This is a genomic window from Paenibacillus sp. TCA20 (assembly GCF_000732325.1).
Lineage (GTDB): Bacteria > Bacillota > Bacilli > Paenibacillales > Paenibacillaceae > Paenibacillus > Paenibacillus urinalis.
In genome coordinates this window covers 18,785-44,296 of record NZ_BBIW01000007.1, presented here as the reverse complement: position 1 = coordinate 44,296, position 25,512 = coordinate 18,785, and the positions used below count along the sequence as shown (strand labels likewise).

Annotated in this window: 20 protein-coding genes; 17 read left to right on the top strand and 3 right to left on the bottom strand. The window is 47.8% G+C overall.

The features are described 5' to 3' along the window. The first annotated feature begins 161 nt into the window (after window positions 1-161). The 4 genes from hpf to TCA2_RS14555 all read left to right on the top strand — a co-directional run bounded on the left by hpf (window position 162) and on the right by TCA2_RS14555 (window position 6,222). Window positions 162-734 (top strand): ribosome hibernation-promoting factor, HPF/YfiA family, encoded by a 573-nt coding sequence (gene hpf / locus TCA2_RS14570; protein ID WP_047912357.1) that lies wholly within the window; start codon window positions 162-164, stop codon window positions 732-734. A 646-nt stretch (window positions 735-1,380) separates the two neighbouring features. After that, window positions 1,381-3,888: a preprotein translocase subunit SecA gene (gene secA / locus TCA2_RS14565; protein ID WP_047912356.1), complete on the top strand. Its 2,508-nt coding sequence runs from the start codon at window positions 1,381-1,383 to the stop codon at window positions 3,886-3,888. Window positions 3,889-4,090: 202 nt separating this feature from the next. Continuing rightward, window positions 4,091-5,204 (top strand): peptide chain release factor 2 gene (prfB, locus tag TCA2_RS14560; protein ID WP_152557760.1). Its coding sequence is split into 2 segments (ribosomal slippage): window positions 4,091-4,162 and window positions 4,164-5,204, totalling 1,113 coding nucleotides; the frame shifts between segments, so codons are not numbered across the junction. A gap of 118 nt (window positions 5,205-5,322) precedes the next feature. Then, entirely contained in the window at window positions 5,323-6,222 is a 900-nt protein-coding gene (locus TCA2_RS14555) for a YitT family protein (RefSeq protein WP_047912355.1), read from the top strand. Window positions 6,223-6,516: 294 nt separating this feature from the next. On the opposite strand, the gene cls is transcribed toward TCA2_RS14555, so the two are convergent. Further along, window positions 6,517-7,965: a cardiolipin synthase gene (cls, locus tag TCA2_RS14550; protein WP_047912354.1), complete on the bottom strand. Its 1,449-nt coding sequence runs from the start codon at window positions 7,963-7,965 to the stop codon at window positions 6,517-6,519. Between the two features lie 398 nt (window positions 7,966-8,363). On the opposite strand from cls, the gene argC reads away from it, so the two are divergent. From argC to argH, 7 genes are all read left to right on the top strand, one after another. After that, window positions 8,364-9,413 carry an N-acetyl-gamma-glutamyl-phosphate reductase gene (gene argC, locus TCA2_RS14545; protein ID WP_047912353.1) on the top strand — a complete coding sequence of 350 codons (1,050 nt, stop codon included), beginning with the start codon at window positions 8,364-8,366 and terminating at the stop codon, window positions 9,411-9,413. A gap of 68 nt (window positions 9,414-9,481) precedes the next feature. Further along, complete coding sequence (gene argJ / locus TCA2_RS14540; RefSeq protein WP_047912352.1) at window positions 9,482-10,717, top strand: bifunctional glutamate N-acetyltransferase/amino-acid acetyltransferase ArgJ; 1,236 nt, start codon at window positions 9,482-9,484, stop codon at window positions 10,715-10,717. A gap of 27 nt (window positions 10,718-10,744) precedes the next feature. Beyond that, on the top strand, window positions 10,745-11,578 hold the full coding sequence (gene argB / locus TCA2_RS14535; RefSeq protein WP_047912351.1) for an acetylglutamate kinase: 834 nt from the start codon (window positions 10,745-10,747) through the stop codon (window positions 11,576-11,578). Window positions 11,579-11,721: 143 nt separating this feature from the next. Next, complete coding sequence (locus tag TCA2_RS14530; RefSeq protein WP_152557759.1) at window positions 11,722-12,969, top strand: acetylornithine transaminase; 1,248 nt, start codon at window positions 11,722-11,724, stop codon at window positions 12,967-12,969. A 139-nt stretch (window positions 12,970-13,108) separates the two neighbouring features. After that, a complete protein-coding gene (gene argF, locus TCA2_RS14525) occupies window positions 13,109-14,053 on the top strand; it encodes an ornithine carbamoyltransferase (protein ID WP_047912349.1) in 945 nt (314 codons plus the stop codon). 141 nt (window positions 14,054-14,194) lie between these two features. Continuing rightward, on the top strand, window positions 14,195-15,427 hold the full coding sequence (locus tag TCA2_RS14520) for an argininosuccinate synthase (RefSeq protein WP_047912348.1): 1,233 nt from the start codon (window positions 14,195-14,197) through the stop codon (window positions 15,425-15,427). A 138-nt stretch (window positions 15,428-15,565) separates the two neighbouring features. Beyond that, a complete protein-coding gene (gene argH / locus TCA2_RS14515) occupies window positions 15,566-16,972 on the top strand; it encodes an argininosuccinate lyase (protein ID WP_047912347.1) in 1,407 nt (468 codons plus the stop codon). An 89-nt stretch (window positions 16,973-17,061) separates the two neighbouring features. Here the strand turns inward: argH and TCA2_RS14510 are convergent, their stop codons facing one another. Next, complete coding sequence (locus tag TCA2_RS14510) at window positions 17,062-17,847, bottom strand: alpha/beta hydrolase family protein (RefSeq protein WP_047912346.1); 786 nt, start codon at window positions 17,845-17,847, stop codon at window positions 17,062-17,064. Between the two features lie 577 nt (window positions 17,848-18,424). Here TCA2_RS14510 and TCA2_RS14505 point away from each other — a divergent pair. The 3 genes from TCA2_RS14505 to TCA2_RS14495 are packed head-to-tail and all read left to right on the top strand — an operon-like array spanning window position 18,425 to window position 20,603. Then, window positions 18,425-19,078, top strand: coding sequence for a YhbD family protein (locus TCA2_RS14505; protein WP_047912345.1), 654 nt, complete (start codon window positions 18,425-18,427; stop codon window positions 19,076-19,078). Continuing rightward, entirely contained in the window at window positions 19,071-19,844 is a 774-nt protein-coding gene (locus TCA2_RS14500) for a polymer-forming cytoskeletal protein (protein WP_047912344.1), read from the top strand. The genes TCA2_RS14505 and TCA2_RS14500 overlap by 8 nt, the downstream gene beginning before the upstream one ends. A 15-nt stretch (window positions 19,845-19,859) precedes the next feature. Beyond that, window positions 19,860-20,603, top strand: coding sequence for a hypothetical protein (locus tag TCA2_RS14495; RefSeq protein ID WP_047912343.1), 744 nt, complete (start codon window positions 19,860-19,862; stop codon window positions 20,601-20,603). Window positions 20,604-20,750: 147 nt separating this feature from the next. Here the strand turns inward: TCA2_RS14495 and TCA2_RS14490 are convergent, their stop codons facing one another. After that, on the bottom strand, window positions 20,751-22,220 hold the full coding sequence (locus TCA2_RS14490) for a VanW family protein (protein WP_047912342.1): 1,470 nt from the start codon (window positions 22,218-22,220) through the stop codon (window positions 20,751-20,753). 204 nt (window positions 22,221-22,424) lie between these two features. Between TCA2_RS14490 and ftsE the strand changes: the two genes are divergently transcribed. The 3 genes from ftsE (at window position 22,425) to TCA2_RS14475 (ending at window position 25,455) form a co-directional block, all read left to right on the top strand. After that, on the top strand, window positions 22,425-23,111 hold the full coding sequence (gene ftsE / locus TCA2_RS14485; RefSeq protein ID WP_047912341.1) for a cell division ATP-binding protein FtsE: 687 nt from the start codon (window positions 22,425-22,427) through the stop codon (window positions 23,109-23,111). Further along, a complete protein-coding gene (ftsX, locus tag TCA2_RS14480) occupies window positions 23,101-24,018 on the top strand; it encodes a permease-like cell division protein FtsX (RefSeq protein WP_047912340.1) in 918 nt (305 codons plus the stop codon). The genes ftsE and ftsX overlap by 11 nt, the downstream gene beginning before the upstream one ends. Before the next feature lie 135 nt (window positions 24,019-24,153). Continuing rightward, window positions 24,154-25,455, top strand: coding sequence for a murein hydrolase activator EnvC (locus tag TCA2_RS14475; protein ID WP_047912339.1), 1,302 nt, complete (start codon window positions 24,154-24,156; stop codon window positions 25,453-25,455). The last annotated feature ends 57 nt before the right edge of the window (window positions 25,456-25,512 follow it).

The following is a 25,512-nucleotide window of genomic DNA, read 5'->3' as shown; positions in this document are numbered from 1 at the left end:
AAGGCTAACAGAACATTTAACCGATTCCTGCTCGCTTCAAACGCTCCTCATACAATTGTCATAACTTTGTGTTAGATGTGTGTAAAACGCCTTCATTCTTTTTACATTGGCCTAATAAACATGTTATAATCGAGGTGCAAAGGAAAAGGAGGAATTGCCCTATGAATTTGAGTATTCGAGGTCAACAAATCGAGGTTACCGATGCTTTGAAAGATTACGTCGACAAGAAGCTTAGCAAGCTAGAGAAGTATTTCGATGAACCTCTAACCTCTGATGGCAATGTGACGCTCAGCGTGAATGTAAACCGCGGGTTCCACACTGTTGAGGTTACGATTCCGATGAAAGGTCTGGTCCTTCGCGCAGAAGACGAGAGTACTGACATGTACGCTTCCATTGACGCTGTGGTGGAGAAGCTTGAACGTCAGATCCGGAAGCATAAGACGAAGATCAACCGCAAATTCCGTCAAGAAGATAATTTGAAGACGTTTTTTGTTGAAAATGTTCCTGCCAGCCCGTCCCCAGTTACCGATGAGGAGCTGGACAGTGAATATGATGATCTAGAAGTGGTCCGTACGAAGAAATTCTTCCTGAAGCCGATGGATGTGGAGGAAGCCATTTTACAGATGAACATGGTCGGCCATAACTTCTTTGTATTCTCCAATATTGAGAATAATGAAGTTAGCGTCGTGTACAAGCGTAATGACGGCAAGTACGGTCTTATTGAACAAGAATGAGTAAGTACCATTTAAATCTTATTGCATTCAGCCGGTTTGATTTCAACTTAATCTAAGGTTGACTGAAACGATTGTGAATGTTGCGTGCAGGTACTGGTAAGGATTATTTAAAAATTTGATCGAACTAGAAAATAACCAAGAGCCCTCTCTTTGATGAGCAGGGGCTCTTTTTTGTATTTTTCCACATAATGTCTTCGTCATATAGCGAAACTAAATATTAGGCTCATGCGTCTATATATACAGAGTCTTACCGGATGATGGGCTAGGGCTGTGATGAGTTTCACTGCTCATTTTAATAGCGGAATTCGGTGAAAATAAAGGGCCTGCCCTTGTTGCGACAGCCTTGACAAACTGTTACAATTTAGGCAAAACCATTTTTATGTATACTAGAATCAATTTCATAATACCTTTGTTTATGATTTATGAAATTGATTCACCGCTGAATCTAATTCATTGTTTTCGTGAGTGATGAAGTGGATTCACCTTGATTTGAATATGCGTAGAAATGTTATGAATGATTCGATATGAACATCAGCTTGTGCATGTAAGAACTTTGAATGACAGTTGAACCACTCAAGTTCCTAACATTTACCCTTTGCATGCCGAGTTTGATTCTAACATCTGTTTTGCACGAAAGGGGTTAACCATGCTAGGACTAGTGAAGAAGATCTTCGGCGACACCAACGAGCGTGATGTCAAACGTCTGATGAAGACGGTCGATACTATTAATAAAATGGAACCGGAATTTACCGCGCTTTCCGACGCTCAACTTAAAGGGAAGACAGAGGAGTTCCGCGCACGGATTGAGAAAGGGGCTACCCTTGAGGAGATACTGCCGGAAGCCTTTGCTACTGTAAGGGAAGCATCGAAGCGTGTCTTGAATAAACGTCACTATGACGTACAGCTACTTGGCGGTATTGCACTGCATGAAGGCCGGATTGCAGAGATGAAGACAGGGGAAGGGAAGACGCTCGTCGGAACGCTGCCTGTATATCTCAATGCACTTCTTGGCAAGGGTGCTCACGTGGTTACGGTCAATGACTATTTGGCTCAACGTGACAGCCAGGAGATGGGACAGATTTATGAGTACCTCGGCATGACCGTTGGGATTAACCTCAGCGGCATGGATCATGCGTCCAAGCAGGCTGCTTATGCATGTGATATTACGTACGGAACGAACAACGAATACGGGTTTGACTACCTTCGTGACAACATGGTCCTATACAAGGAACAAATGGTACAGCGTCCACTCTATTTCTGCATTATTGACGAAGTGGACTCCATCCTTGTTGACGAAGCGCGTACACCGCTCATCATTTCCGGACAAGCCCAGAAATCGACAGAGCTCTATTTTGCAGCCGATCGTTTCGTGAAGAAGCTGGTCGCTGAAGAGGATTACACTGTAGATATTAAGGTGAAATCTGTAGCGCTGACCGAAGCAGGGGTTGCTAAGGCTGAGCGTGCTTTTGGTATTGATAACTTGTACGACCAAGCTCATGTAACGCTGAATCACCATATCGTGCAGGGGCTTAAGGCGAATGTCATCATGCGTCGTGACGTCGATTACGTCGTTGCAGAAGGCGAAGTTGTCATCGTTGACGAATTTACAGGCCGTCTAATGGCGGGTCGTCGTTACAGCGATGGTCTGCACCAGGCGATCGAAGCGAAGGAAGGCATCGAAGTTCAGAACGAGAGCATGACGCTTGCGACGATTACCTTCCAGAACTATTTCCGGATGTACAAGAAGCTGGCAGGGATGACCGGTACGGCGAAGACAGAGGAAGAAGAGTTCAAGAAGATTTACGGACTTGAAGTGCTTCAAGTACCGACGAACCGTCCGAACCAGCGTCAGGATATCCCGGATGTGGTTTATAAGAGCGTAGAGAGCAAGTTCAGAGCCGTGGTGAATGAGATCGTAGAACGTCATGCGAAGAATCAGCCGGTACTCGTGGGTACGGTGTCCATTGAGAACTCTGAGGTTCTGTCCGAAATGCTGAAGCGCAAAGGTGTGAAGCACCAGGTATTGAACGCGAAATACCATGCGGAGGAAGCACAGATCATCTCCGGTGCAGGTCAGGCTGGAGCGGTAACGATTGCGACCAACATGGCTGGACGCGGTACAGACATTATTCTGGGTGAAGGCGTATCGGATCTTGGCGGCCTGCACATCATCGGTACAGAGCGTCATGAGTCGAGACGGATCGATAACCAGCTACGCGGTCGTGCCGGACGTCAGGGTGATCCGGGTTCGACGCAGTTCTATCTGTCACTTGGCGATGAGCTCATGAAGCGCTTTGGTGCGGATAACGTACTGAACATGATGGAGCGTCTTGGCTTCGAGGAAGATCAGCCGATTGAGAGCAAGATGATTACGCGTGCGGTAGAATCCGCTCAGAAGCGTGTTGAGGGCAATAACTTCGATATGCGTAAAGTCGTTCTCCAATATGACGATGTCATGAACCAGCAGCGTGAAGTCATCTACAAGCAGCGTCGTGAGGTGCTGGAGTCTGAGAACATCAAGCAGATCGTGATGGAGATGATCCGTGGAACGATTCAGCGTAATGTGGAGGCTCACTGCCCGGATGATATCCCAGAGAACTGGGAGCTGCAGGAAGTAGCAGACTACATGAACAGTAAGATGCTCGAAGAGGGCGCTATTACCCGCGATGATCTATGGGGCAAAGAGGTTGAAGAGATCGTTGAGTTCATCTTTGGCAAGGTGCAGGAGAAGTATGATGCCCGTGAAGAGCGCATTGGGGAAGAAATGGTGCGTGAATTCGAGAAGGTTATTGTGCTTCGTGCGGTAGATAGCAAATGGATGGACCATATCGATGCGATGGATCAGCTGCGTCAAGGGATTCACCTTCGGGCATACGGCGGTACTGATCCGCTTCGCGAATACCAATTTGAAGGATTTGCGATGTTCAACGAGATGATCTCCACGATTCAGGAGGAAGTTGCAACTTATGTCATGAGAGCTCAAATCGAGAGCAACCAGGAGCGTCAAGCGGTTGTGGACGAGAAGCAGATCTCAACAAGCGGCGAACCTGCGGAGAAGCGTCCTGTGAAGGTAGCAGACCAAATCGGACGCAACGATCCTTGTCCTTGCGGCAGTGGCAAGAAATATAAACATTGCCATGGTCAAACTTCTTAATTCGGCATAGAATATAATATAAATTAAGGGTTTTGCTCAGAATCCCACCTGTGTGATGCACAGGATGCATGGGATGGCGTGATGCATAATCTGAAATAGGTTTGTTTTAATAATACAGCTCCCTGAGACTTGTCCGTGTTACTGTACGTGGCCAGGTCTCAGTGGGGCTTTATCTACAAGTAAAGAGAGGAATCTGTGAATCATGATTGAACCAAGCATTAAGCAGGATTTACGCGAGATCAGCAAGAAACTAACCAACCTTAGGGGGTCTCTTTGACTTAGATCTGAAGAATGAAATGATCGCAAACTTCGAAGAGAAGATGTCAGCCCCTGATTTTTGGGATGATAATGATAAAGCCCAGGCGCTCATCTCCGAGATGAATGCAGTGAAGGGCTCTGTCGATCAGTACAAGAAGCTGCAGCAGGAATATGATGATGCGAGCATGATGATCGAGCTGGCGGAAGAGGAAGGCGATGAGAGCATCGCGGCAGAAATCGGTGAAACGATCAAAGCCCTGGTAAGCAAGCTGGAGGAGTTCGAGCTGCAGCTGCTGCTGGATCAGCCTTATGACAAGATGAATGCCATTCTGGAGCTGCATCCTGGTGCAGGCGGTACGGAGTCTCAGGACTGGGGACAAATGCTGCTTCGGATGTACACTCGCTGGGCTGAGAAGCGCGGCTTCAAGGTGGAAGTGCTGGATTACCTTCCGGGAGACGAAGCGGGAATCAAGAGCGTGACCTTGTCCATTAAGGGCTATAATGCTTATGGTTACCTCAAAGCTGAGAAGGGTGTACATCGTCTGGTGCGAATCTCTCCATTCGATTCATCTGGCCGCAGACACACCTCGTTCGTATCCTGTGATGTTGTACCCGAGATTACAGAGGACGTAGAAGTGGATATCCGGACTGAAGATTTGAAGATCGATACGTACCGTGCGAGCGGTGCCGGCGGTCAGCATATCAATACGACGGACTCGGCTGTACGGATTACGCATATTCCAACCGGTGTCGTTGTGACGTGTCAGAATGAGCGCTCTCAGATCAAGAACCGTGAGCGTGCCATGACGATGCTTCGTTCGAAGCTGTACGAGCGAAAACTGGAAGAGCAGCAAAAAGAACTGGATGAAATCCGAGGGGAACAGTCGGAAATTGCATGGGGCAGCCAGATTCGCTCCTATGTATTCCATCCCTATAGTATGGTAAAGGATCACCGCACATCCGTGGAGACGGGGAACGTAGGCGCAGTAATGGACGGCGATCTGGATACTTTCATTGATGGATACCTCCGCAAGCAAATTAAGGTGGAGTCTGAATAATTTATATGGAATTCCAACATGGTAAGGTTAAGTATAGCCGTGTAGGAATTTTTTTGGTTGTTTTTAATTATGAAGTGAAATCATCGATCATCTATGTTAAGGGGAGACAGTAATCAAGATGCAGCAAGCACAAGAGCGCAAGAGCAGGAACAAAAGAGCTTCAAATCTCATTCCGGTGGACGGTCCGCTTCGAGTGGTCGTTGACGCCTTTTTCATCATATTCGGGGCATTTGTCATGTCCATTGCCTTCAATCTGTTCCTCGTGCCGAATTTGATCGCCTCGGGCGGTGTATCGGGTATCTCGATTCTGGGGCAGGCCGCCTTCGGATTCGAACCGGCATTTACACAGTGGGCACTGAATATTCCGTTATTCATTGCAGGGTATTCCATACTGGGAAGGCAATATGCTATCCGTTCCCTGCTCGGAAGTGTGATGCTTCCGCTGTTCGTTTATCTTACTAAGGATTGGACGGTGCCTACCAGCAACCCGCTGCTGGCTTCGATCTTTGGCGGAATTGGCGTTGGGCTCGGGATTGGTATCGTATACCGCGGACGAGGTTCCACAGGGGGACTGACGATCCTTGCGCAAATTATTCAGAAATACAGTGGTCTCCGGCTGTCCCTGAGTGTCATGCTGCTGGATGGGGCAGTTATTGTAATAGCGGGGATGCTGCTGTCCCTAGAGAACTCACTTTATGCACTCATCAGTTTATATGTCACGGGAAAAGTGATTGATGCGGTTGAAATGGGATTTGGTACTTCCAAAGTCGCCTACATTATATCCAATTATACGGAACCAATTAAGCAGGCGATATTGCACGATCTGGACCGAGGCGTAACGAAGCTGTCTGCCCAAGGAGGTTATACGGATGATGACCGTACGGTGCTGATGGTTGTTGTGGGGCAAAGTGAGATTGCGAGATTGAAGACGCTCGTTCGTGCGGTGGATCCGAATGCATTTGTGACCATTACGAATGCGCATGAGGTGCTGGGAGAAGGGTTTAAGAAGACATTCTAAACAGAAGCGTGTTAGTTACTTGCTGCATAAGCCGTATTTATGCAAACTGTGAATCATCGAAGTTCATGAACTTATTCAAGCGATGAACACCGAGTGCAGGTGGAGAAGAATGGTATGTGTAGCTACAGAAATGTAGAAAATTTTTAGCTACAGCTAGTAGATGTAGAGATTCAGGCTGAGTCGCTAAAGAATGAATGGAGCGGCTAATGCATAAATGAATAAGTTAATAGGGAAATGACAAAAGGGAGTGGCCTCACGTTTGAACGGAGGAACTCCCTTTTCTCTATTATATAGCTATAAAATTGGCGAGAGCAGCCTGGATATGGATTCCTTGAACCGGATCCAGAGCGAACGCTGTCTGTAGTGTTCTGCTGTCATCTCGGCAGAGAGCTGCATATCTTTTTCGAAAGCATCCGTCAGCTCCAGCGCAATCTTGGAATCATAAATAAAAGCGTTGATCTCGAAGTTAAGCCTGAAGCTGCGGACATCGAAGTTGGCTGTACCGATGGTGGCCATTTTCTTATCTACAACGATCATTTTCGTATGCAGGAAGCCGTTGTCGTAGATATAAATCTTGGCGCCGACCTTGATAAGCTCACCGACGTACGAAGTTGTTGCCCAGTAGACAAACATGTGGTCCGGCTTATTCGGGATCATGATTCGTACATCAATTCCTGACAGACAGGCAATCCGTACCGCATCCAGCATACTAGCATCGGGAATAAAATACGGCGTCTGAATGATGATGGATTTCTTCGCAGCAGAGATCATTTTGATATATCCATTCTTGATATGCTCGATTTCGGCATCGGGTCCGCTCGTTACAATCTGCATACCGATATGATCCTTGCCTTCCGGCTCAGGAAAATGTTCAGGCACAAACGTAATGTCATGATAACGGGACGCTTCATTCCAGTCCATAATAAACCGGGCCTGCAGTGTGGAAACCGCCGTTCCTTGAATCCGCAGATGCGTATCGCGCCAGTATCCAAACTTCTTATCCTTGCCGAGATACTCATCCCCTACGTTAAACCCGCCAGTATATCCGATAATTCCATCAATGATAACGAGCTTACGGTGATTACGATAATTGAGCCGCAGGTTGATCAGCCTGAACTTCGATGGGAAGAAGACCTCAACCTTCCCTCCGGCTGCAACCAGCTCTTTGAAGAAGCTCTTCTTCATGCTCCGTGAGCCAAGCGCATCATACAGTACCCGCACGTACACGCCTTCTCGGGCTTTTTTGATCAGTGCATTTCGAATGCTTCTCCCCAGCCCATCTCCTCGAAGAATATAGTACTGGATATGAATATGATCCTGTGCATTTTCAATGTCTTCCATCAGCTTGTTGAATTTATGATGTCCGTCGCAGAAGATTTCGACACTGTTGTCTTCCGTAAATAGCGCACCATTTTGAATGAGATGCATATAAATAAAATCCTTGTACTCTAAAGTGTCTTGTTTGCGGAATGGGAAATCCTTCTCCTGCAGGTGACGAATCTGATCGATGACCATCTGGTCGATGTTGAGCTTCGCGCGTTCCTTCCATTGAAAAAGACGGTATCTTGTAAGGTTTTGTCCGAGCAGCAGGTAGAGCACGAACCCTACAATCGGAATAAAAGTAAGCACGAGCAGCCAGGCCCAGGTGGAAGAAGCATCTTTGCGTTCTAGAAATATAAGGGCGGCAGCCAGTAACATATTGATGATGATCACTACGATGTAGCTGATATGGTTAATATCCAAGTGAGTCGTTCCTCCAAATTCGATGATATCTATGTAGCTAGGCTTATTAGTCCAATCTATCTATGAGCTTAATTAACCCTATTATGCATCATATCACTCAATTGGAATCCACGAAAAGAGATTTCATAGCATGTCATCATTTTTTTGACGAGGGGAAGGATCAGGAACGAATAATAACATATAGAAATCATGTATAAAGTGTTGTATTTATATAAGTCTGGATGTATAATAATTCACATCTATTAAAGAGAACGTATCGTTAAATGTATGGAGTACATCGGAAATTAGGGATCAGAAATTCAGAATTACTGACATAATAGGCACCGTTATATAGAGTGCTGCATACATAGAGAGTTGCATGGACTGTGAGCTCAGCTTAAGAGAGAAGGGGAGACATTATGAAGAACAAATTAAAGGTAGCAATTGTGGGTTCCACTGGGTATGGCGGAGTGGAGCTCATTCGTTTTTTACAGCATCATCCAAACGTAGAGATCGCCTCGGTCATTTCGTCTTCGACGAGCGGAGTATCCATTGCTGAAGGGTTCCCTCACTTGAACACGATTATGGAGCAGACACTGGACGGCATTGACGTAGCCCATATGGCAGCAAATGTGGATCTTGTATTCACCGCCACGCCATCAGGTGTAAGTACACAGCTCGTTCCTCAGCTTATTGATGCGGGTCTCAAGGTTATTGACCTGTCGGGCGACTTCAGGTTGAAGGACGGAGCAGCGTATGAAAAATGGTATAAACACACTCCTGCAGAGGATCAGTATCTGGAGCAGGCTGTTTACGGACTTAGTGAAGTGTATGGAGAGCAGGTTCAAGGTGTAGACTTCATCTCTAACCCGGGCTGTTATCCGACAGCAACGCTGCTGGGACTGATTCCTGCCATCGCATCAGGCATGATCGATCCCGCAAGCATCATTATTGATGCGAAATCCGGTGTATCCGGAGCAGGTCGAGGCACAAGCCTGGCTTCGCATTATGCTGAGATTAATGAGAATTTCAAAGCCTACAAGGTCAACAAGCATCAGCACATTCCGGAGATTGAGCAGGTACTTACAGACATAGCAGGTCATAAAGTAACCGTCACATTTACAGCACAGCTCGTTCCTATGACTAGAGGTATCATGAGCACGATGTATGCAACCTTAAATGGAAATTATACAGACCAGGATTTCATTGATGCATACAACCAGTATTATGAGGGCAAGCCATTCATTCGAATCAGGCAAGCGGGAAGCTGGCCGGCGACGAAGGAAGTGTTCGCATCCAACTATTGTGACATTGGGTTCTCAGCCGATTCACGTACAGGAAGAGTTACCATCTTCGCCGTGATTGATAATGTCGTGAAGGGCGCTGCTGGGCAGGCCATTCAGAATTTGAATCTGATGATGGGCTGGGAGGAAGCAACAGGTCTTCAATTCTCACCAGTATACCCATAAATATAAGGAAGCATAATCCGTGCATGTCCGGCTTTTCATATTAACTTGGATAGGATGGGGAGGAAATCATGGGACAGGTTGCAATTCAGGCTTTTAGCATCGTGGATAACGGATCGATCGTATCGCCCTTAGGATTCAGCGCAGGAGGTCTGCATTGTGGACTTAAGAAGACAGATCGGAACGATCTTGGCGCTATTAAATGTGATGTAGTTGCGAACGCGGCTGCTGTATATACAACGAATGTATTCCAAGCGGCACCGCTTCAGGTGACAAGAGACAGTCTGAAGAACGGTAAGCTTCAAGCCATTATCGTGAACAGCGGTAATGCGAATGCCGTGACGGGCAAGCAGGGAGAAGAAGATGCTTATGCAATGAGAGCAGCTGCTGCGCGTGAGCTGGGTGTGGCCGAAGAGGATGTAGCGGTTGCTTCAACGGGTGTCATTGGTGAGCTGCTCAAGATGGATTGTGTACATGCCGGAATTAAGGCGATGCCTGCGAAGATGGGCAAGGACACGGATGTAGCGGGTGAGTTCTCTCAAGCGATTCTGACTACTGATCTTGTAAAAAAAGAAATCTGTGTCACCACTCAAGTGGACGGCAAACAAGTTACGATTGCGGGAGCGGCAAAGGGCTCAGGGATGATTCACCCGAATATGGCGACAATGCTTGCTTTTGTAACCTGTGATGCAGAGATTGAACAGCAGGCATTGCAAGGGCTGCTGGGTCAATCGACAGATTCGACCTTCAATATGATTACGGTGGACGGCGATACCAGTACGAATGATATGCTGGTGGCGATGTCCAGCGGGCTGGCAGGCAACGATATACTCACTCCGAAGCATAAAGACTGGGAGTCGTTCGCAGAGGCATTCAACTATGTATGCGAAGTGTTGGCCAAGGCGATTGCAAGAGATGGAGAAGGCGCAACAAAGCTGGTTGAGGTAAACATTCAAGGAGCAGACACGGATGATTCTGCCAGAGCCATCGCGAAGACGGTGATTGGTTCGAGTCTGGTCAAGACAGCCATGTTCGGTGCAGATGCAAACTGGGGACGAATCATTGCTGCTGTAGGCCGTGCCGGCGTGCCGGTAAATCCGGAACAGGTGGATGTGAAGCTGGGAGATATTTTGGTGCTGCAAGGCTCTCGTCCTGTGGCATTCAGTGAAGATGAGGCACTTGCCTATCTTCAGGGCGACACGGTTCAGATCTTTGTTAATCTTCATGGTGGTACAGGTAAGGCTACTGCCTGGGGCTGCGATCTGACTTATGATTATGTGCGGATTAATGCAGCTTATCGGACATAAAGATACTTGGAGAAGGGGAGAGGGGACATGACGCAGGCAAGTGCAGAAGTGAAGAAGAGCTCGACCGGGAAGTCAGCAGGAGCGTTTGTCATGAAATGCGGAGGGAGTACGCTTGCGGCGCTGCCGGCTTCCTTTTTCGAGGATTTGCGTGAGCTTCAAGCGGAAGGTACAGCACCCGTTATCGTTCATGGCGGCGGTCCGGCGATTTCGGAAAATTTAGAGAAGCTTGGCATCGAAACTGAATTCGTTAATGGGCTGCGTAAGACAACCGAGCCGGTGCTGGATGTTGTGGAAATGGTGCTGGCAGGCAGCATTAACAAGCAGATCGTCCGACTTATCCAGGGGACGGGAGCACGGGCGATTGGTTTGTCCGGTGTGGACGGTGGTCTCATACAGGCGAAGCCGGTCAGTAACAGTGCTGAGGTTGGTTATGTAGGAGATGTCACTCGGGTAGAGGCTTCTATTATAGAAGGAATCGTTAACCTGGGTTATATGCCAGTAATTGCGCCTGTAGGTGTAGATGCAGCAGGACAACGCTATAATATCAACGCAGACACTGCGGCGGGAGCTGTCGCTTCCCATCTGGGTGTGGACCGAATGATTGTCGTTACTGATGTACCTGGCATTATGAAGAACGTTGATGGAGTGAAGAAAGTGCTTCCTTCGGTTACCGTGCAGCAGATTGAAGATATGATCCAGAGCGGCGAAATTTATGGAGGCATGATTCCCAAAGTGAGAGCCGCGATTAAATGTATTCAAGGCAAAGTAAAAGAGGTCGTCATCGTGGACGGCAGCGAGCCGAAGATCTTGAGCCGGGTGCTTAAGGGAGAAGTGATCGGCACGAGAATTGTACGGATGTAACGGTTAGGCCGCAATAATAAGTTGAAGAATACTAACTTACAATACGAGTTCGTGGTAACAGCTCGGAATAAGAGTTTGCAGTAGGAGCAATGAATACTTTTTATTAAAAAAGGCGCATGCGCCAAAATCGGATGGGAGTGTAGATGATGACCGTTACGAATCAATCACAGCAGACACAAGCGGGAGCACCGGATACGCAAGTGACAAATGAAACAGGGAGCTCGCTTTTTCCAACCTATGCACGGTATCCGCTCAGCCTGATCAAGGGCAAGGGCAGTTACCTGTGGGATGACAAGGGCAATAAATATTTGGACTTCGTGAGTGGTCTCGCTGTTACCAATCTGGGTCATGCGCCGGATAAGATTGTAAATAAAGTGAAGGAACAGCTGGATGAGCTGTGGCATGTATCGAATCTGTTCACCATTCCTGGACAGGAGCAGGCAGCGAAGCTGCTTACGGCGAATACTTGTGCAGATGCAGTGTTCTTCTGCAACAGCGGGGCAGAGGCTAATGAAGCTGCAATTAAGCTGGCGCGCAGATATCAGCAAAAAGTGCTGGGCAAAGGCAAGTTTGAAATTATCACCTTCAAACAGTCCTTCCATGGCCGGACACTGGCAACACTCACGGCGACAGGACAGGATAAAGTGAAGGAGGGCTTCCTTCCGCTGCCTGAAGGCTTTGTTCATGTACCATTGCATGATATTCCTGCACTGGAAGCAGCGATTACACCGCATACAGCGGCGATTATGCTAGAGCTGATCCTGGCTGAAGGCGGCATTCATGTCGTCGATCCGGAATTTTTGAGAAAAGTGAAGGCACTCTGTGAGGAGCATGGCTTGCTGCTGATTATGGATGAGGTGCAGACAGGCATGGGCAGAACAGGCAAGCTGTTTGCTCATCAGCATTATGATGTGGAGCCGGATATTTTCACTTCAGCCAAAGGGATTGGCAGTGGATTTCCGGTGGGTGCGATGCTGGGTAAAGGTTATTTGCGCGACGCATTTACCCCGGGAAGTCATGCGACCACATTCGGCGGCACACCGCTGGCCATGGCAGCAGTCAATGCAACGATAGAGACGATCATTGAAGAAGAGCTGCCTAAACGAGCACAGCAAATGGGAGATTACTTGATCGAATCCTTGCGCAAGGAGCTGGAAGGCATTTCATTTGTTACTGAGGTGCGCGGCAGAGGTCTGATCGTTGGCATTGCGTGTAAGGGTCCGGTTGGCGATATTATTACAGCAGGCCAGAACAGAGGCTTCCTGTTCGTGAATGCGGGGCCTGAAGTGATTCGCTTCCTGCCGAACTTGTACGTAACTACAGAAGAAATCGACACAGCGGTTGCTCTGATCAAGACTTTGATTGAGGAACACGTCGCGGCGAATGCGTAAATCCTTATAAGGCCAGTCCTGCAAGGGGAACTTAGAAGCTGGAACATTGTAGGTCGAACTAAACGTTAAACTGAGGTGAAGCTCAGTTGAAGGATAGAAGAAGTTTGAGCATGGAGATAGATTTGAAGGAGGATGAAAAATGACGATTACACAGCTGAACCTCAAAGGCCGGGATTTTATTGAATTTACAGACTACAGCAAAGAGGAGATTGAGTATCTTCTACAGCTTGCTGTCGATATCAAGAAGAAGCAAAAAAGCGGTGAAGTCTATCAGCCGCTGAAGGGCAAGACCATCGGACTTATTTTTGAAAAATCATCGACACGTACACGCGTATCTTTTGAAGTAGGGATGTTCCAGCTGGGCGGGCACGCACTATTCCTTAGCAAAAATGACATTCAGCTTGGACGCGGCGAAATCATCAGCGACACAGCTCAGGTGCTCTCACGTTACCTGGACGGTATTATGATTCGGACGTTTGCGCACAGTAATGTGACGGAGCTTGCCAAGTATGCGGATATTCCCGTAATCAACGGGCTGAGCGACGATGCACATCCTTGCCAGGTGCTCGCTGATTTCCAGACCGTGCTGGAGCATAAAGGACAGCTGAAAGGTCTCAAGATGGCCTATGTAGGCGACGGAAACAACATGGCACATTCCCTGATGCTCGGCGCTGCCAAGCTTGGAGTGCATGTATCGGTAGCAAGTCCAGAAGGATACGAGCCGAATCCGGCGATCGTAGAGCAGGCGAAGAGCATTGCGCAAGAGACGGGAGCTCAGGTTGTGGTGACCCGCAGTCCAGAGGAAGCAGTGAAGGATGCGGATATTATTTATACAGATGTGTGGGCAAGTATGGGCTTTGAGGAAGAACAGAAGGTTCGCGAAGCCGCTTTTGCCGATTATCAGGTTAATGAAGAGCTCGTTAAAGGAGCGAAGAAGGATTATATCTTCCTGCACTGCCTTCCTGCTCACCGCGGCGAAGAAGTAAGTGAAGGCGTCATCGACGGACCGAACTCGGCTATTTTTGACCAGGCGGAGAACCGACTTCATGCCCAAAAAGCACTGATGGCTGCCCTGATGGGTTAATGGGGAGATTGTGGTAGGGAAATTCAGCTTGAATTAAGCAGCTAAAGGTTTATGAAATTGACTTGTTAATGTTAAAATAAATTAAATTGAAAATTTTGGATTCCATATCGACTATGGTTCAAGCGACTTAAGGAGGACATTATGGCAAAAGAGAAAATTGTACTAGCTTATTCCGGCGGATTGGATACTTCCGTCATTCTAAAATGGCTCAAGGAAACCTATGATGCAGAGATCATTGCATTCACAGCAGATATCGGACAGAAGGAAGAGCTGGACGGTCTAGAAGAAAAAGCACTTGCAACAGGTGCCTCCAAAGTATATATCGACGATCTGCGTGATGAGTTCGCTAGTGACTTCATTTATCCAATGTTCCAGGCAGGCGCCTTGTACGAAGGCCAATATCTGCTCGGTACCAGTATCGCGCGTCCATTGATTGCTAAACGGATGGTTGATATCGCGATTGCCGAAGGCGCAACAGCTATTGCTCACGGCGCGACAGGCAAAGGTAACGACCAGGTTCGTTTCGAGCTGAACGCAGCTGCGCTGACACCAGATATCAAGGTAATTGCCCCATGGCGTCTGGAAGAATTCCGTAATCAATTCCCGGGACGGGCGGAAATGATCGCTTATGCAGAACAGCATGGCATTCCGGTAACTGCATCGGCTGCGAAGCCGTATTCCATGGACCGCAACCTGCTGCATATCAGCTATGAGAGCGGAGTGCTTGAGGATCCTTGGTTTGATGCGAGTGCGCCGGAGAACAAAGAAATGTTCCTTCTTAGCAACTCGCCGGAGGATGCTCCGGATGAAGCGGAATACTTGGACCTTGAGTTCAAGAATGGGGACTGCGTAGCCTTGAACGGAGAGCAGCTTAGTCCGCTTGAAGTGATGGAGAAGCTGAATGAGCTGGGCGGCAAGCACGGAATCGGCCGTGTAGATATGGTGGAGAACCGTTTCGTGGGTATGAAGAGCCGCGGCGTGTATGAGACACCAGGCGGAACGATTCTGTTCACTGCACATCGTAAGATGGAATCCATCACTATGGACCGTGAAGTCATGAACCTGCGTGACAGCTTGATTACCCGCTACAGTACGCTTGTGTACAACGGCTTCTGGTTTGCACCGGAACGCCTGGCACTGCAGGCACTGGTGACAGAGAGCCAGAAGAATGTAACAGGAACCGTTCGCGTGAAGCTGTACAAAGGCAATATTATCGCGGCTGGTGTGAAGAGCCCTGTCAGTCTGTACAATCCGGATATCGCTACGATGGAGGCAGATCCTACCCAGGCTTACGATCAAGGGGATGCAACAGGCTTCATCCGCCTGAATGCGCTTCGTCTTAAGGTCGGATCAGGTGTAGCACAGAACCAATAATGAAGTGTCCTAGTGGCATGAGTGGCATGATTATAGATAAAGCAGCAGTAAGCTGGTAAGGAAGCGTAAGGCCGTTCCTTGAAGAGACCTCAGGAGCGGCCTTTATCCATGAGATGTGAAAGGGAGGCAAGCACAGACATGAGTAAATTATGGGGCGGGCGTTTCACCAAGCAAACGAATCATTTGGTTGAGGAATATACAGCATCGATCAATTTTGACAAGGCACTTGCAGAGGAAGATATTCAAGGCAGTCTGGCACATGTGACGATGCTGGGCAAATGCGGGATTTTGCCACAGGAGGATGTGGAGAAGATCAAAGAAGGACTTCACACGGTCCTTGGCAAAATTCGGGAAGGCCAGATTGAGTTCTCTGTCTCGGATGAAGATATTCATATGAATATCGAGAAGAATCTGATTGAGGAGATCGGACCGGTAGGTGGTAAGCTTCACACGGGACGCAGTCGGAATGACCAAGTAGCAACCGACATGCATCTCTACTTGCGGTCACGCGTTATCGAGATTGTCGGGATGCTGCATGCGCTGCAGGAGGCGCTGATCGGACAAGCCAAAGAGAATCTGGATACGATTATTCCTGGCTATACCCATCTGCAAAGAGCACAGCCCATTCTGTTCGCTCATCATCTGATGGCGTATGTCTCCATGTTCCAGCGTGATGCGGAGCGTCTGATCGACAGCTACAAACGAATTAATGTGCTTCCACTGGGTGCAGGTGCCTTGGCAGGCACAACCTTCCCGATTGATCGTCATTTTGTAGCTGAGCAGCTTCAATTTGACCGTGTGTATGAGAACAGCCTGGATGCGGTAAGCGATCGTGATTTTATCGTTGAGTTCTTAGCTGATGCTTCCCTTATTATGATGCACCTGTCTCGTCTGAGTGAGGAGCTGGTACTATGGAGCAGCACAGAGTTCAGTTTTGTTGAGCTTGATGATGCATTCTGCACTGGCAGCAGCATTATGCCACAGAAGAAGAACCCGGATGTACCGGAGCTCGTCCGCGGCAAGACAGGACGTGTATATGGGAATCTGATGGGTCTGCTCACTGTGCTTAAATCCCTTCCGCTTGCCTACAACAAAGATATGCAGGAAGACAAGGAAGGTATGTTTGATACGGTGGCAACTCTTGAAGGTGCGCTGCAGCTGTTTGCGCCAATGATTGCTACGATGAAGGTAAACAAAGGACGCATGCGCGAAGCCGTGAACCAGGACTTTTCCAACGCGACTGATATTGCGGACTTCCTCGTAGGCAATGGCCTTCCTTTCCGTCAGGCACATGAGGTTATCGGTAAGACAGTGCTGTATTGTATCCAAAACGGAAAATACTTGCTCGATCTAACCCTTGATGAGTTCAAGCAGTTCTCCGAGCTGTTCGATGATCAGATCTATGCCGTGCTTCAGCCGGAAGCGGTTGTTAATGCGCGTAATGTTTACGGAGGTACAGCTTCAGTCCAAGTAACGGATGCGATTCGCCGAAGCGAAGCGATGCTGGGTCTGACGACACAATGGCTCAAGGAGCATACAGAGTAAGTAAATCGTTCTAAATATAAAAAGGGATTACTTGAAGGAGGCCAGTGCGGCCTTCCTCAAAGTAATCCCTTTTTTAACGTGCTGACTGTTTATTTTTGCAAAGGAAGCCAGTTCAAAACATCCTGAATATGTGTATCCCAGTATCCCCACTCATGCTCTCCAGGGCCTTCGATATAGGTGAAGTCAAGACTTGTTTGTTCAGCCGCCGAACGGAAGCTGAGATTATCCTCATATAGAAAGTCCTCTGTCCCGCAGCATTGGAACAGCTTAGGCTTAGGTCCTGGCTGCTGATCGCATTCCTTGAGCAAATGCAGCAGATCATTATCCGTGCCCGCTATCTTATCCCCGAATATCCGTTTGAATTCTACGCTTCGTGCTTCATCCTGAGTCTGGATCTTGTCATAATGGGCAGCCATGTCAACAGCACCCGAGAGGCTCGCGGCAGCAGCATATTCCTGGGGTCTGGACAACGCAATCTTCATAGCACCATATCCGCCCATGGAGAGCCCGGCCACAAAGTTATCCTCACGTGCAGAAGACAATGGGAAGAAGGATCGGGCCAGCTTTGGAACCTCCTCCGTTATGTACGTATAATACTTGCTTCCTTCCGCCATATCGGTGTAGAAGCTGCGGTAACCGTTCGGCATCACGACCGCGATTCCCAGAGCAGAGGCGTAGCGTTCAATGGAAGTCCGGCGCAGCCAGATCGAGTCATCATCGGAGAGACCATGCAGTAGATAAAGTGTCGGGTAGGGCCCGTGTCCCTGCTTCGTATCCACGCCAATCTGAGAGAAAGTCTGCTGAGGCAGAATGACGTGCATCGTTGTATTCAGTCCTAGTACTTCGGAATAAAAGTGACATTGCATAAAGGCCATGTAAAGGTGCTCCCTTCGAATAGAGATGAATTGTAGTCACTTTTATTATAAAGCATATTCCAATAAAAAGCGGTTTCATTTTCAGCGGAGCAATTCAATTCAAATAGGGTGGATATCAAGAAGTGACAGGAAAGTTTAAACGGGCTTCATCTCGGTCTGTGGCGTACGTAAGCGCTGAACGAAAAGTTATCAACAGATACCAAAATGTTGATAACTTCCTGTAGGAAATGGGGTTATTTTGAAGACTTATTCACGATTCGGGATAAAATGGTGCGTTTTCATGTGCATAACATTGTGTTATACACAGGACGCTCGAAATAACGACATTTTTTTCATGTTTATGCACATATCTATTCACATTACTCACAGACAAGCAGAGAAATTGAACATGTCCTATGCAAGTCATGTGGATAGGATTCAAAAGTAGAAGCCTGTTATTTTCAGTTATCCGGCGCAAGAAAGTGCTAATCCACAGCTGTCTACGGCTCTGTAACAATCTTAACGACGAAGAAACGAGCTCATTTCATTTACAGCGTAACAATGTTATGTTACATTGTGTTCAGGAGGTTGATTTCACATGCAGGAGGACTTGATATCGAAGAAAGATCTGCTGGAGATCACCGGTATTTCATATGGACAGTTATACCGATGGAAGCGGAAGAATTTAATTCCGGAGGATTGGTTCATTCGCAGATCTTCCTTTACGGGTCAAGAGACGTTTTTCCCCAGGGAGAGCATCTTATCACGAATTCACAAAATAAAAAACATGAAAGATGACCTATCCCTGGATGAGCTCGCAGATGTGTTCTCACCATCGGTCAGCACGCTTCTTCTGACACAGGAAGAAATTATGCATAGAGAGCTGGTTACACCGATCACCATGCAATTGTACATAGAGCAAGCGGAGCTTCATGAGACAGCGCAGCTGGAGTTCGAGCAGCTTCTTTGCCTTTATGTTCTGGATCAGGCTTTGTCCAGCGGACAAATGACCCGAGATGAAGGAGCGCTTCTCATTCGTACGTTTCATCATGAATACAGAAAGTTTGAGGATAAGGGCTGTGACATCATTCTGATCCGCAAAATGGGCGTGCCGATTCTTATGATGGTCAGTGCAGGAAGCGGAATCTATTACGATACAGGTGTTATGGAAGCACTGAGGTTACCAATTGCAGTTTATATAGAACAGCTCAAGGTACATTTAAATCGATCTGGAGGTTATCACTATGAGTGAAGCAGAGAGACGGAATCGGAATATTGCGGGTATCGGAAGTTCTTCAGGGGGGATATACCAGCATGTCAGAGCAGATGGAATGGCCAAATTTTCCAGTGATATTGACTGTATCAGTTATGAAGTGAACGGAACCGCAAGCCTGCATGGTGCTCTAAAATGCAATCGCTACTTCGTGAACGGGTTATCCACAGTGGATGGTGAAATCTCTGCGGAAGAAATCATCGTTAACGGCACAAGTAAAGCGAAAGGGAATGTGATAGCTGACCGTACTCGAGTGGATGGGGTCTTTTCGATTAGAGGACAGCTGGATACAGAATCGCTTGTCGTCAACGGCAAAGCTAAAGTAGGCGGCAAACTCATTGCCAGCAGCGTAGAAGTGGCTGGAACTATGTCAGCAGACCGGGATGTGGAATGCGAGAAGTTCGAGGTGCAGGGCGGCTTCAAGATCCATGGACTGCTGAACGCAGGTGATATTGATATTAAGCTGCTTCTGGGGTGTGAGGCAGAGGATATCGGCGGGGAACGCATTCATGTGCGCCGTGATCACAAGGTGAAGCTTCTCGATGGTTTCGTGCCAGGACTCGCACCTAAGCTGAAGGCCAAAGTCATTGAGGGAGACGACATCTACTTGGAGCAGACCTATGCTCAAACGGTTAGGGGAAACCGGGTGGTTATTGGCCCAGGCTGCCAGATCGGTCTTGTGGAATATAAGGAATCCTATCATCAGGATGAGGATACGGTCGTCGATCGCTACATTCAAATGTAAAGAGGTGAATTCGTTGTGATTACAGGGAATCGTGAGCTTAACAGCGATTGGAAAAGCGACGTCAGAATAATTGGCGAAGGGGACTCCGCTGGAGGATTATTTCGAAAAATAAGCATTATGGGCCAAGGCCGAATTGACGGGGATGCGAGCTGTGAGACCTTTCGCTGTATGGGGGACGCCTCTGTGCAAGGGCAATTAACTGCTTCTTCATTTAAACAATTGGGAAACATGCATATTAAAGGCGGATTATCCGGTGATTCGGCTTCAACGCTGGGGGAGCTTCGTGTAGATGGGTCATTGCAGGTTCGTCGCATGAAGCTGATCGGAGCAATGAAAGTAGGGCAGAATCTTCGCGGTGAGAAGCTAAAATGCTCTGGGCAGCTGCAGCTTCACGGGGACTGTATCTCTGAAGAAGTGCGCATACGAGGTGTGATTACGGCAGAAGGAGCTGTGAACGCGGAGCATATTCGAATTAAACTGAATGGTCCGAGTCATGCAAGGGAATTATGCGGGGCACAGATTGATGTTCAGCAGGCGTTTTTATCCTGGTTTCCGAGCTTCCTTAGTAAGAGAGTCAGTAAGACGCTGTCGGCTGATCTGATTGAGGGTGATCACATCAGGCTTGAGCATGTGGAAGCTAAGGTTGTGCGGGGACGACGTGTCACGATTGGTCCAGGCTGCCGGATCGGGCTGGTTGAATATACGGAGAAATACAAGGAGCATCCTACCGCGAAGGTAGACAAGAGCTTGCGTCAATAAAAATAGGATGTAACGAACTCAAGAACTAAAAGCGCTCAAGAACTGAAGACTCATGGACTCATGAACCTGCATCTTACAGGCCCATGAGTTTTTTGTTTTTCTAAAGGTCAAAATAGGGCATAAGCTCCTGCAGCTCACATACACATATCAATCTCCGATGGCTCCTTGTGTACGTATACCGTCCTCGACCGGAGGAGCAGGGTCAGATGGTGCAGGTTCTGAACGGTTTTCTTTTTCAGAGGAAGGGTTGTCTGAATTTGCAGCAATAAGACGCGTTTGTGGGCGATAGGTGTCCTTGGAGATCAAAGTACGGGAGACGATGGCTCCGTTTATTCGTTTGATCTGATAGGCTTCCACAATATAGCCAGGTGCTCCTTCTTGGACTACGGCCTGTGTATTTACCGGCAAAGAGGAGTCGTTCGTATACTCTGTGGGTGCAGGGAGTGTTCCAAGGAGTCGTGTTTCGAGCTCATAGGTTACATTCTCTGGCATGGTTCCAAAAAACTTTACAACCAGCTCTCGATCCCTGACTTCTGCCTTAATCAGCAGCCATTTGCCTGTCGTATTCTTGAATTTAAAATTAATATAGTCCGTCGCGAACGTAGCATCGAGTCCTTTGGGCATATAACTGACCGGCAGTGAATGATTTCTCCGTTCCACAATGTGAAGTCCTGTTCTGAGTGCCGCATTATAGAGGGTGCTTGAGACCTGACAAATGCCTCCGCCGATCCCTGGAACAAGCTCTCCGCCTACAATAACAGGGGCTTCCTTGAAGCCGCTGTCCTTCTCCGCTTTATTGACCATTTGTCCATAGTCCAGCTCCTCTCCTGGCTTAAGTATCATACCATCCACCGCTTTGGCAGCAGCCGTGACGTTGTAGGTTCTTCCTTCTCCGCTCGTGCCGAGTGGGGTAGAGACTTGAATGATTTTTCGCTGAATGCCAGACTGTCTAAGAGAGTCAATTGTTACCGAGGGGTTCATCACTTGGAGGGGAAGGTCGATAACAATAATAGGTCTGGGTTCTATGGGATTCATAAGCCGTGTAAAATCGGCCGGGACAGCCTGTTCTATGCGCCGGGTCATCTCCGTCCAGGTAATCCTGTTCGCGCTGTGCTCAGGTATAAACTCGATCTCATCCAGCTTCGTAATATGGACCTTAGCAGGGATCATGTCACCAAATTTAGATTGTTCCCAGGCAGGAGACAAATAGCTTTGCAATTTAGCACGATCATAGCTGTAGGAGATGCTCCAGTCTTTTTGGAAACGAAGTCGGTTGAAGAGTCTTTGAACCATGCTTCCTTCGGACAGACCCGCTGCGGCCTGTTTAAACTCATTAGCGCTATACTTCACTCCGGCATGCTGCAGTGTCAGCTTGGGGGTGGACAGGGTACGATTGCCTTCCTTTAACTGTAGAGGAAGCTCTTCTAATGCCTGGAGCTTGTGATCAAGCTCACGAAATACAGACGGGATATCTTGGCCGCCGACAGCCCAGCCAGAGAGGGTTACCTTCGAGGGGAGCTTCGTTTGATGAGTATACATATAAATCCACACCAATAGGGTGGTGAAAAAGAGAGCAAATAACACTGAAATGATGGCGAAAGTGTGAATTTTTTTCATGGGTAACTCCTTTCCTGCTTCTTGTTTCCCCGGATTACAAACACTTTAGATATATATGCTCCGGAAGCGGAAATCTTTCGGCTACTCAAAAGGTAACAAATTTGTTACAATGGGAAACATCTTGATGAAATTCGAGAGATTTTAAAGGAAATCAATGGAAAGTGTCGAAATGATAAAGGCTACTATGCAACGGGAAGTGATCATGTGATTGAATTACAGGACGTGTGGAAGACCTATCCGAATGGGGCACATGCCTTGCAAGGTGTGTCGGTAAAGATCGACCGCAACGAATTCGTTTATATTGTCGGACCGTCTGGTGCGGGGAAATCGACATTTATGAAGCTTATTTACAGAGAAGAAGTTCCGACAAAAGGGCAGATCTCAGTTAACGGATTTAATATCGGCAAGCTGAAGCATCGCAAAATCCCTTATGTTCGGCGTAATATCGGCGTTATTTTTCAGGATTTCAGACTCCTTCCGAAAATGACGGCGTATGAGAATGTCGCATTTGCAATGGAGGTTGTCGAGGCGCCGAAGAAACAGATTAAGAAGCGGGTTATGGAAGCTCTGGATCTTGTCGGTCTTAAGAATAAGGCAGATCGCGAGCCGAACCAGCTGTCAGGCGGGGAACAGCAGCGTATTGCGATCGCAAGGGCAATCGTGAACAATCCTTCCGTCATCATCGCGGACGAGCCTACAGGTAACCTTGATCCCGAGACGTCATGGGGAATTATGCAGCTGCTGGATGAGATCAACTTCCGGGGAACAACAATCGTTATGGCAACCCATAACCGGGATATCGTAAACACCATGCGTAAACGGGTTATTGCCATTGAGCAGGGACATATCGTCCGAGACGAAATGAGAGGGGAATACGGCTATGAATTTTAGTACCTTCTTGCGCCATTTGCGGGAAGGGTTCAAGAGCCTATTCCGCAACGGCTGGATGTCGATTGCATCCATTACGTCGATCATTGTCTCGTTGTTGATTCTGGGCGTGTTCGTTCTGCTTGTGGTGAATGTTAATTCCATGGCGGATCAGGCAGATGACCAGGTGGAGATCAGTACATTCCTGCAGCTTAATGTAGATGAGGCGCTGCGCGGCAAGCTTCAGGACGAGATTGGAGCTATGCCGGAAGTGAGCAAGATTGAATTTGTTCCTAAGGAGCAGGGCTTGGCAGATTTTAAAGAAGAGCTTGGAGAAGATGGTCAGGAGCTGCTTGAAGGCTTCAATGAGGATAACAACCCTCTCCCGGATACGCTCAGGGTAGAGGTTATTGATCCGAGCACAGTCAGCTTTGTAGCTGAGAAGATTGAGGCGCTTAACGAGGAATATCCAGAGCAGCCCATCATGAAAGTGAACTATGGAGAAGACACGGTGGATACACTGTTCAAGATTACCCGTCTGATCCGGACGATCGGCGTTGTTTTTGTAGCAGGTCTTGCACTCATGTCCATGTTTTTGATCTCGAACACGATTCGCGTAACGATCCTGGCACGCCGCCGGGAGATCAGCATCATGAAGCTGGTAGGAGCGACCAACTCCTTTATCCGCTGGCCGTTCTTCGTTGAAGGGGCCTTGATTGGATTCATCGGATCTATTATTACGATCGCTATTCTATTTATCGGATACAATCAGCTGCTGAACTCGATTCAACAGGATATTATTATCCAGATGCTTGATCTGGTACCATTGTCCAGCATATGGACTTGGTTTGGCGGAGCACTGCTCCTTATGGGGATGCTTGTGGGCATCCTGGGAAGCACGTTGTCTATTCGCAAATCTTTGAAAGTGTAAGTTTTCATAGTATTAGTAGTTTGTAGTTTCGTATAATCATGTGGCTGTCCTCAATCGGGCAGCCGCTTAAGTTAAGAACATAACTCGTCATGGATTGATATATAAAATACTTACGAAGAAGGATGGGAAACGAACTTGAAAAAGACGGCCACTGCAATAGCGTTAAGTTTACTTACAGCCACAGTACTTAATCCTGGATACGGAATCGCTGCATCAAGCATCAGCGATATTGATAAAGAGCTGAATCAGCTGGAACAGCAGTCCGAATCTGCGAAGTCACAGCAACAGAAGGCAGAAGAGAAGAAGCAGGAAGCAGAGCACTACAAGCAGAAACAAGAAGCATATCTCGAAACGATCATGGAACAAATTAACGTTGTAAGTAATGAGCTGGCGACCGTGTCTTACCGGATTGAAACAACGGAAGAGAATTTGCGGAACACGAAGAAAGAACTGCAAGCAGCGGAAGAAAGAATTGCAGCTCGTGAGGAGCTGCTCGAATCGCGTGTTCGTCTGATGTACACCGATGGAACAGTTTCCTATCTGGATGTATTGCTGTCTTCCACAAGCATTTCCGATTTTCTGGAGCGTGCAGATTCACTGAAGATGATCGTGGATCAGGATCAGAATCTACTCGTTGAACACAAGAAAGACAAGCAGCTTGTTGTCGACAAGAAGGCAGAACTCGAACAGCAATATGCAGAACATAAACGTCTATATGCTGAGAAAAAAGAACGCAAAGCAGAGCTGGATAGTAAAGAGCAAGAGAAACAGACGCTCATTGCCGGTTATGAGGAAGAAATCCATGTGCATGGTGAGCTCAGCGAGGAACAGGATCGCATGCTCGTAGGGATCGCATCGAAACGTTCAGCACTGGTTCAAGAGAAGAACAAGCTCAAGGCAGAGCAGGCGGCTGCAGCGGCAAGAGCGAAGGCAGCAGCGGAAGAAGCAGCGAGAAAAGCGGCTCAGAAGAAAGTGGCCAGCTCGAACTCCAGCTCGTCTGGTTCTAGCTCAAGCTCAAGTGAAAGCATCTCTTCCAGCGGCAGCGGTGTGCTGGGAATGCCAATCTCAGGTGCGCGTATCTCCTCAGGTTACGGACCGCGTATTCACCCGATCACAGGTGAGGTTGGTAAGATGCATACCGGTACTGACTTTGCTGCCCCTCAAGGAACAAGCATTTATGCCGCTGAAGATGGCGTAGTTATTATGGCAGAATGGTACAGCGGTTATGGTTATACGGTGATGGTCGATCATGGAGATGGACTATGGACGCTGTATGGACACATTCGCGAAGGCGGTATCAAGGTGAGTGAAGGAGATTCCGTGAGCCGTGGTCAAAAGATCGCCGAAGTCGGATCCACAGGAAACTCTACGGGACCTCACTTGCACTTTGAGGTTCGTGTGAATGGAAGTACGCAAAACCCAATGAATTATTTGTAAGCTGAGGTCTATTCTGGACATATTCCGTACAAGCTTTACATATACTCTTGCTGGTAT